The organism is Streptomyces sp. NPDC051286 (genome assembly GCF_044455345.1).
Classification (GTDB): domain Bacteria; phylum Actinomycetota; class Actinomycetes; order Streptomycetales; family Streptomycetaceae; genus Streptomyces.
This window is the reverse complement of the sequence record NZ_JBITER010000097.1, coordinates 1-8898: the sequence shown is the minus strand read 5'-3', so window position 1 is coordinate 8898 and position 8898 is coordinate 1. Positions and strand designations below refer to the sequence as shown.

The 8898-nt window shown below is 70.8% G+C and carries 6 protein-coding genes; 5 read left to right on the top strand and 1 reads right to left on the bottom strand.

Annotated elements, in window-relative coordinates; genetic code table 11:
* The first annotated feature begins 853 nt into the window (after nucleotides 1–853).
* Together ACIBB8_RS36790 and ACIBB8_RS36785 are read left to right on the top strand one after the other, a co-directional pair.
* On the top strand, nucleotides 854–3502 hold the full coding sequence (locus ACIBB8_RS36790; protein ID WP_398959650.1) for a Helicase associated domain protein: 2649 nt from the start codon (nucleotides 854–856) through the stop codon (nucleotides 3500–3502).
* 102 nt (nucleotides 3503–3604) lie between these two features.
* Nucleotides 3605–4093 (top strand): hypothetical protein, encoded by a 489-nt coding sequence (locus ACIBB8_RS36785; RefSeq protein ID WP_366695961.1) that lies wholly within the window; start codon nucleotides 3605–3607, stop codon nucleotides 4091–4093.
* A 14-nt stretch (nucleotides 4094–4107) separates the two neighbouring features.
* Here the strand turns inward: ACIBB8_RS36785 and ACIBB8_RS36780 are convergent, their stop codons facing one another.
* A complete protein-coding gene (locus ACIBB8_RS36780) occupies nucleotides 4108–5655 on the bottom strand; it encodes a hypothetical protein (RefSeq protein ID WP_398959648.1) in 1548 nt (515 codons plus the stop codon).
* 150 nt (nucleotides 5656–5805) lie between these two features.
* Between ACIBB8_RS36780 and ACIBB8_RS36775 the strand changes: the two genes are divergently transcribed.
* The 3 genes from ACIBB8_RS36775 (at nucleotide 5806) to ACIBB8_RS36765 (ending at nucleotide 8766) form a co-directional block, all read left to right on the top strand.
* On the top strand, nucleotides 5806–6291 hold the full coding sequence (locus tag ACIBB8_RS36775) for a GNAT family N-acetyltransferase (RefSeq protein WP_398959646.1): 486 nt from the start codon (nucleotides 5806–5808) through the stop codon (nucleotides 6289–6291).
* Between the two features lie 132 nt (nucleotides 6292–6423).
* The gene (locus tag ACIBB8_RS36770) at nucleotides 6424–7860 is read left to right on the top strand and encodes a DNA-binding protein (protein ID WP_398959644.1); all 1437 of its coding nucleotides are present in this window, start codon (nucleotides 6424–6426) and stop codon (nucleotides 7858–7860) included.
* 72 nt (nucleotides 7861–7932) lie between these two features.
* Nucleotides 7933–8766 (top strand): TnsA-like heteromeric transposase endonuclease subunit, encoded by an 834-nt coding sequence (locus tag ACIBB8_RS36765; RefSeq protein ID WP_398959642.1) that lies wholly within the window; start codon nucleotides 7933–7935, stop codon nucleotides 8764–8766.
* The last annotated feature ends 132 nt before the right edge of the window (nucleotides 8767–8898 follow it).

Here is an 8898-nt window from a genome sequence, read left to right as displayed (position 1 = left end):
CCCGCGGAGCGGGTACCACATCGCTGCGCGATGTGCAAGCGAACCACCGCGCTTCGCGCGGTGGTTGCGCCCCCCGCTTCGCGGGGGGCGAACTCTGGTGCTTCGCACCAGAGTTGACTCCGTTTCACGGAGTCTGCGCTTCGCGCAGTGTGCCCGGCTGCGCCGGGCCAACTCCCTCCGCTTCGCTCCTGGAGTTGAGGGGGCCGGCCCGCGTTGCGGGCCGGTGGGGCCCCGTTGCGCGGGGCCCGTCTGGTGGAGTGTCATGGGCGGCTGGTCTAGTGTTCTGTAAGGGATTTGACGTGCACTTCGTGCACGTCTGAGGGTGTGTCCGCTGCGCTCCCCCACCCTGGGGTCCTTCCGGCTTCGCCTCCGGACCTGGAGCCCGCTGCGCGGGCTTGGCTGGCTGCAGGGAGGGGGGTTGCTCGTTCGTGTTGGGTTCCGGCATGGCGAATACGTCGGAGATGATGCACATGTAGCATTGGTAGAAACGGGGCACACCCGGAGGGGTTATTGAACCCAGGTTCTCCACCGTGCACGCGCGGGTTCGCACTGCCCTGAATCGATTGCTTCCCGGAAGGCACGCTTTGCCAGCTCGGTGTCAGACAACGTCTTCCCGTCATCGGGGACATATCCGCCGGAGAAGATTACGCAGTCAGGGTAGACCGGCTGGAGCGCGTACCAGCCGACCGTGATAGCGGAGACCAGCACGAGGGAGCTGAGGAGGTGCTTCCACGTAGGAGGCCCTGAGACAGGACGGATCATGGCCGGGATCATACGGGCAGATCTTTCAACTTCTCATTCCGGCTTCAGCAACTCGCTCCACCCACCTCGTTTAGACACGGAAAGGTTCGATATGGCGTCTGTGCAACTTCGAGAACACCAGGTGGACGCGAATGCACGTATCCGCAAGTGGGTGGGATTCCCCGCACGCAACACAGTGCCCGCCGGGGGTGCCCGTGCCACCGTCGTGTCAGCGACCGGCTCGGGGAAGACGATCACTGCCGCATCCGCCGCCCTGGAGTGCTTCCGCGGCGGCCGGATCCTCGTCACGGTGCCCACCCTCGACCTCCTCGTGCAAACCGCCCAGGCGTGGCGCCGGGTCGGCCACAACACGCCCATGGTCGCGGTGTGCTCGCTGGAGAAGGACGCCGTCCTGGAGCAGCTCGGGGTGCGGACGACCACGAACCCGATCCAGCTCGCCCTGTGGGCCGGGCACGGGACCGTCGTCGTGTTCGCCACGTACGCCTCTCTCGTGGACCGTGAGAATCCCGATGGCCCTGCCGGGCAGCGGAAGGTGCGCGGGCCTCTGGAGGCCGCTCTAGCGGGCGGGGAGCGGCTGTACGGCCAGTCGATGGCCCCGTTCGACCTCGCGGTAGTTGATGAAGCCCACGCAACCGCAGGGGATGCAGGCCGGCCCTGGGCTGGGATCCACGACAACCAACGGATCCCCGCGGACTTCCGGCTCTACCTCACCGCCACGCCGCGGATCCTGACTGCGCCCCGGCCGCAGAAGGGCAAGGACGGCCAGGAGCTGGAAATCGCCTCGATGCGAAGCGACCCGGCAGGACCCTACGGCGAATGGATTTTCGAGCTCGGGCTCTCGGAGGCGATCGAACGGGGCATTTTGGCAGGATTTGAGATTGATGTCCTCGAAATTCGAGACCCGGACCCGATCCTGGGACTCTCGGAAGAGGCGCTGCGGGGCCGGCGTCTGGCCCTCCTGCAGACCGCGCTCCTGGAGCACGCCGCGGCGAACAATCTGCGTACGGTCATGACCTTCCATCAGCGGGTCGAGGAGGCCGCCGCGTTCGCGGCCAAGCTGCCCGAGACGGCGGCCGAGCTCTACCGCAGCGAGGCGTCCGACAAGACGCTGAAGGACGCTGAGGAGCTTCCGAAGTCGTCTATCGCCGCAAAATTCTACGACTTGGAGGCTGACCGTCACGTACCCGCCGACCGCGTGTGGGCGAACTGGCTGTGCGGCGACCACCTCGTATCCGAGCGGCGCGACGTCCTACGACAGTTCGCAGGCGGCATCAACGCCAACAACCGCCGGGTCCACCGGGCGTTCCTCGCCTCCGTACGCGTCCTCGGCGAAGGCGTCGACATCGTCGGCGAACGGGGAGTCGAAGCCATCTGCTTCGCCGACACCCGCGGCTCCCAGATCGAAATCGTCCAGAACATCGGCCGCGCACTCCGCCCCAACCCAGACGGAACCACAAAGATCGCCCGCATCATCGTGCCCGTCTTCCTGGAACCCGGCGAAGACCCCGACGACATGATCGCCTCAGCCAGCTTTGCACCCCTGGTAGCCATACTGAACGGGCTGCGCTCCCACGACGAACGACTCGTCGAGCAACTCGCCTCCCGTGCCCTGTCCCGCGGCAAGCACGAGCGCAAGGTGCACGTGAAGCGGGACGACGAAGGGCGGATCGTCGGGGCCCGCGGCGAGGACCAGGAGCAGGACGGCACCGAGGCCACGGTGGAGTCGGCGCTGCTGCACTTCTCCTCTCCCCGTGACGCGGCGACGATCGCGGCGTTCCTGCGCACGCGGGTGTACCGGCCGGAATCCCTGGTCTGGCTCGAGGGCTACCAAGCCCTGCGACGTTGGCGGGCCGAGAACGAGATCACCGGGCTCTACGCCGTTCCTTATGACACGGAGACCGAGCTCGGGGTCACCACGTTTCCCCTGGGGAGGTGGGTCCACGAACAGCGCAAGGCCCTGCGGGCAGGCGAGATGGACGACCATCGCAAGGAACTGCTGGATGAGGCCGAGATGGTGTGGGAGCCGGGCGAGGAAGCCTGGGAGACGAAGCTGGCGATGCTGCGCTCGTACCACCGTGCGCACGGGCACCTTGCCCCGAGGCAGGACGCGGTATGGGGCGACGCCGAGAACGAGCTCGTACCCGTGGGGCAGCACATGGCCAACCTCCGCAGGAAAGGCGGCCTCGGCAAAAACCCCGAACGCGCCCAGCAGCGCGCGCAGCAACTGGCCGCCATCGACCCGGACTGGAACTGCCCCTGGCCACTGGACTGGCAACGCCACTACCGCGTCCTCGCCGACACCGCCGACACCGACGGCCACCTGCCCGACATCCAGCCCGGCGTACAGTTCGAGGGCGACGACCTCGGGCGGTGGCTCCAGCGGCAGGCGAACTCCTGGGCGCAGCTGTCGGAGAAACAGCAGCGGCGGCTGTCGGCACTGGGCGTAACGCCCACTGCGCGGCCCGCCCCGGCCCCGGCCGCCAAGGGCGGCGAGAAGGCGCCGGGGAAGGTGTCAGCGGCCTTCCAGAGGGGCCTGACGGCCCTCGCGCAATGGGTCGAACGGGAAGGCGTGGGCCGACCGGTGCCAAGGAGCCACGGCGAAGAGATCGCGGTCGACGGCGAGACCGAGCCGGTGGCCGTGAAACTGGGCGTATGGGTCTCCAACACCCGCTCGAGACGCGACAAACTCACCCAGGACCAGCTGGGCGCGCTACGGGAACTGGGCATCCAGTGGGCGTGACGCGGTGCAGGCCGAACGGCGAGTCGGCCGGCTAGGGGGCGTATTTGGTTGCGATCAGTAGGTGGTCCGGGTGAGGTGCTTGAGCCAGTTAAGGTGCCCCCGATGTCAGGCATGAGGGGGATCGCGGTGAAGAGACGGAAGCTGATCGGGATCGGTGCGGGGCTGGCGGTCCTACCCGCCTGGTGGGCCCTGCGCCAGGTGGCGAACGGGGCCAAGGGGGACTGGCATACCGACACCGCACCGTTGGAGCGGGCGTTCCCGCTGCTGGGCCCGCTCGCCGACGCCAAGTGGGTGAGCAGCCGGGACAACGACCGGGGCATACCGTCGCCGGAGCTGGTGATCTCGGGCTTTGCCGGGCTGACACCGGGGAAACTTGCCGAGCTGACAGCGGTCCACGCTTTCGTCTCCGAGGGGCCGGCCGATGACTTCTCCTCGTGGTTCGAGAAGCCGCTCAAGGGCGAGGGGCCGGAGAACCCGCAGTGGGTCCGGTCGCACGAGCTCGACCGCGACGGCAGCGGCTACTCCACCAACCTGTGGTTCGACCGTCGCAGCGACACCGTCCGCTTCTGGGCACTCAACCCGTACGGCTAGGTCGCTCTCTCGGATCAGGGTGCACGGTCGTCGAGCAGCGGCAGGGATTCCTCGCAGCCCAGCCAGTGGTGTCGCGACAGGAGGGACAGCGCTCGGGCCCGCACGTCGTCGTGCGGGTTTTGGACCAGGTTCCGCAGGAGACGGGGGCAGTCGCGCAGCGCGCCGAGAGCGGTGGCACGCACACCAGGATCGGGGTCGTCGGCGAACGGCGGCAGCGCGTCGTCGGGAAGAGCGCCGAGCATCCGCAGCGCGGACAGCGCCCGGGCCCGGACCGCGGCCCGCGAGTGACGGGTGAAGGGGCGCAGCAGGGTGGCGTCCTCGGGGCAGTGCTGCTCGGCCAGCCCGACAACCGCCGCTGGTGCGACGGTAGCCGGATCGGCGCACAGCGCCTGGTAGTGCGCGCGGGGATCGTCGCCCGCCGCACGGATTTCCCGGCACACCGCCGCGCGGACGGCGGCCGACGGGTCCGCCAGGTGCCGTACCAGCTCGTCGCCGCGGTCGGCGCTGCGCAGCCGCCCGACGGCGGCGGAGCGCACGGCCGTGTCCCGCGCGCAGAGCAGGCGGTCAAGGACGGCGTCCCCGTCCGCGCCGGCGAGGACGGCCGCGCAGCTGTGCCGCCGGATGTGCCGGTCCCGGTGCCCGACGGCGAGAACGGCCAGGTCCCGGGCGCGGAAGAAGCCGGCCTCGACGGCGGCGGCGAGCGTGGCCCGGCGGACGCCGTACGAGCGGTCGGCGTCCAGGTGAGCGAGAACCCGGACCCGCACGTCGTCGAGGACGGCCTGCCGTCCGGACGCGAGCGCCAGACGCATCACCGTGCGCACCGCATGCACGCGCACACCGTCGTCGGGATCCCCCTCGGCGATCGCCCAGGCCTGCGTCATGCCGAGCCGCCCGTATGCGGCCCCGGCGTGCAGGCCGGCGATCCGGGCCTCCCGGCCGCTGCCCGACAGCAGGTGCGCCACCGCCTCGTCGGGCAGCCCGCCCAGGCGCCCGAGCACGGCCTCCCGCACCCACGTGCCGTACCGCCGCCGCATGCCCACCAGCGCTGCCAGGGGCGCCAGTTGCCGCAGCACGGCCTCGTCCGCGCCGGCGAGCGCGCGGTCGAGGGCCGCGCGGGCGAGGTCCCGTACCCGCCCGTCGGTGTCCGCGCACCGGATCAGGACGAGCGACAGCACGGACGCGGGCAGAGCTGCGGACTCCGCGCGGGCGAGCGCCGCCGCACGGACGCGGGCGTCCGCATGACCGAGGCACACAGCGACCTCGGACTCGGTGGGTGGCAGGCTCCAGGAAGGAGCGCCGGGGCCGGGGCCGGGCTCCTGCCAGTACGGGGCCCGGTCCCAGTCCGCGATCTCCCGGTCGTCGAACCAGTGGAAGCCGACCCGGATCCGGCCGTGACGCCTCCAGCCCATGACCACGCAGACGGTGCCCGACCAGACGCCGCGGTCAAGGGCGATCCAGTCCTCGGCCTGCCCAGCGCCTACCGCCGAGTCCACACCCTTGCCGTGGAGCAGTCGTTCGCCCGGGGTGTAGAACCAGGTGGGACGGAGTTCGCGCGTCGTCATAGGGCGGACTGTAGCGCCGTCACCCACCACCCCCACCAGCCGTTTGAGGGGGTGCAGTAAACGAGGTCAGGGCTGCGTGCACTACGGGAACTGGGCATGCAGTGGGCGTGAGTAAAACGCCCGCCCCGCGGTCCCTGGGATACTCGGTCCATGCCGCTCATCCGTGACATCACCCCGGCCGACTGCTCGGTGGTGGAGGAACTTCTGGACTCGAACGATCTGGGAGTCTGCGGGTTCTACAACTCCGAGGGTCTGGACGTCGTCGTGGCCGAGCTTCACGAATCCGTCATCGGGATCGCCGAGTTCCGCCTCGACTACGACTTCGGCCGTGACGAAGGGCGGCCGGCCCATCCCGGTGAGCAGGCGTGGATCCTGACGATGGCCGTCGCTGACGCCCACCGCCGCCACGGGGTCGGTCGCGCCCTCGTGACCGAGATCGCCCGCCGGGCCCAGGACGCCGGCCGCACCTTCCTGGCCCTGGTCCCCCAGGACGGCGACGATGCGGCCGACCGCGAGACGTTCTTCCAAGCCTGCGGGCTCGCACCGATCGAGCCCGACGGACCAGGCGCGGCCTGGGGCTGCCCGGTTTCGGAGATTCTCACTGCGAGGGGCGCGGCCAGCGTCGAAGGCCGCTGAATGGTATGCGCGGTGCGGCCGGGATCTTTGCCACGACGCCGGTCAGCCCTCCCCCGATCAGGTTTGCTTGATCCGCTGGGCATCCGTTGCGAAAGCGTCCGCCCGGGACGGCGAACACGAGACCGTGGTGGAGTGACCCATCATCCCGGCCTGCTGCGGACCGCTCCCCTGCAGGGAGAGACGACCTCGTCGCTGATCTGCCGCATCGCGAGCCTCTACGGGCTGGAAGCGAAGGTGTTGCGGTCCTGCTGGCACTGGCGCAACTACCAACCCGGGCACGACTGCGGGGGCGCGCGGGCCGACGCCGAGGTGCTGCTGAACGCAGCCGGACGGCAGCTCCTGGCAGGCCTGTGCGGCGTCAAGGAAGACGTGCTGGCGCGGGCGTTGCCGTCCTGGGGACAGGAAGACGCCAAGCTGCCCGCCGAAGAAGACGGAGTACCGGCGGCAGCGTGGCGGATCGGCGGCGCGGTCGCCGGTCCGATGGCGTTCGGGTGCCGACTGTGCGCGGCCCGGCGTACGGGGACGGTCGTGCGGGTGGTGCGGTACGCGCCGCCCTGGCAGCGGGTCTGTGTCCTACACGGGCGGTGGCTCCTGGACGCGGACGCCGACCAGCCCCTGGAGCACCTCAACGTGAGTGGCCTGCGGGAGGTGGTCGCGGCGCAGCGGCGGTGGGCCGGTGTGGCGCGGCGGGCGGTGCGGGCCAAAGCAGTGCCGGAGAGGGTGTTCGCGCTGGCGCACGCGGTAGTGGCCCGGTGGTGGGAGCAGGCCCTTGGCTGGGAGCGGGAGACGGTCTGGCCACGGCGTCTGCACCAGGTCGCGGGCGGTGACGCCGGGACCGATTTGGAGCGGTGGCGGATCGTGGGACGGGACACGGTCGTCTTCCCTGAGGTTGTGGCCGTCGCCGACGTGCTGCTGGACCCGGCCATGGCCCAGCTGGTGTGGAGGGACAGCGGCGCCGGGCAGCCGCGGGCGCTGCCCGCCGACGGGATGTTCTGCCGCCGGCTCGGTGAGCGGGTCGGGCGGGAGTGGCTGGGGCCGCTGGCCGCGACCGACTACGGCGGCCCGCTGACCTCCTGGATGGGCAGCGTCATCCGCCTCCGCCGCGGGGCCGGCGGGCCGCCCGGATACGACAACGATCCCTGGTGGCTGCGCCGGGAGCACCTGCCCGCGACCATGGCCGGACAGCTGCGGGTGCTGGGCAAGGAGAAGAAGGCGCCCGGCTCGGGGAGGATGTGGCGCGCGGCGGTGCCCGCCGAACAGCGCGCCCTGATCACCAGCGCCATCGAGAGCGCCGAGGAACAGCTGCTGCAGCTGCGCGGGGTGCAGACCGGACCGACCGCCGACGTCGCCCAGCAGCTTCTGCGCAACCTCCGCCACAGTGCCGCCCTGATCGAGAATGCCTGGCAGCGGACCGCCCTGGTCGCGGCGAACGCCGGGGTGCCCCTGGAAGAGGTCGCCCAATGGGCGGGAATGTCCGCCGACGCCTTGAGGAACGTGCTGACCGCCGGCAAGAAAGACGACGGCGCTGAGGCACAGGACGACCGAGAGGGTCCGTCAACCATTAGCTGATGCGGTACCCGTTGGTGGCCGGAATCCCGGAAACGGCGCTGTCCGCCGACGAGACCGGCTTGGCTGAAGCAGGTGATCAACGCAGGTACAGCCGGGGGCAGCAGCCGGACAAGGCGGGCGTCCGCGGATCGCGGCGCCGGGTTCGAGGCGGTCTTCCTCGCCCCCGGCGGGCAGGTGGTGCAGCAGCGGTGGGCGGACGCGGCTCTCGCTGTGGCGTTCGAGGAGTTGGAGCCTGTGTCGGCTTTTCCGGTGGTGCCAGGGCGGCTGTGGGGACCGGGCCAGTGGTGGTCGGCCACGACCGGCCGGCATGTGGCCTGCGGGTCGGCTGCCATGCGGGCGCAGTTGATGGTGCTCGACCGTAATCCGCGAGTGGTCGGCCTGGCCGGGCGGCCGTTCCGTCTGTTGTGGCGGGATGGGCGCGGCACGGCGCGCTCGTGGGTACCGCAACTCTTCGCCCGCTACAGCGACGGCACCGCCCTGCCGGCCGACTGCCCCAGCCACCCGCAGGCCGGCGGCGAACGGGCCCGGAAGGCTGCGGCGGTCCTCAAGGCGGCGTGCGCGCAGGTCGGCTGGGCCTATCGGCGTCTTGAGCCGCTGGAGAAGGTGCGGGCGGCGAACCTGAAGTGGCTGGCCGGCTACCGCCACCCCCGCAACCAGGGCCGACCCGGCCTCACGGCCGCCGTGCGCGAAGCGTTCGCACGGCCACGGCCGCTGATCGAGGGCGCCGAAGCGGCCGGCGACCCGATCGAGGTCCTCCCGGCCGTCTTCCACGCCCTGTGGCACGGACACCTCACCGCACCCCTGGATGTCCCGCTTAACGAACAGGTCCTCGTCAGCCCCGGCGCCGACGGGGCGAACGGCCGTCGCGGCAGCACCCGCAGCCAGGACAGCGGGGACGGACGGTGAGCGTGCGGCGTGGCGGGAGGCCGGTACTGAAGGTCGGAGCGCACCTCCGCTTCCGTGACCGCACCTGGCAGGTGGTCGCTCTGGCGGGGCAGCAGGTCCACCTGGCCGGTGAGACAGGAGAAGACGAAACGG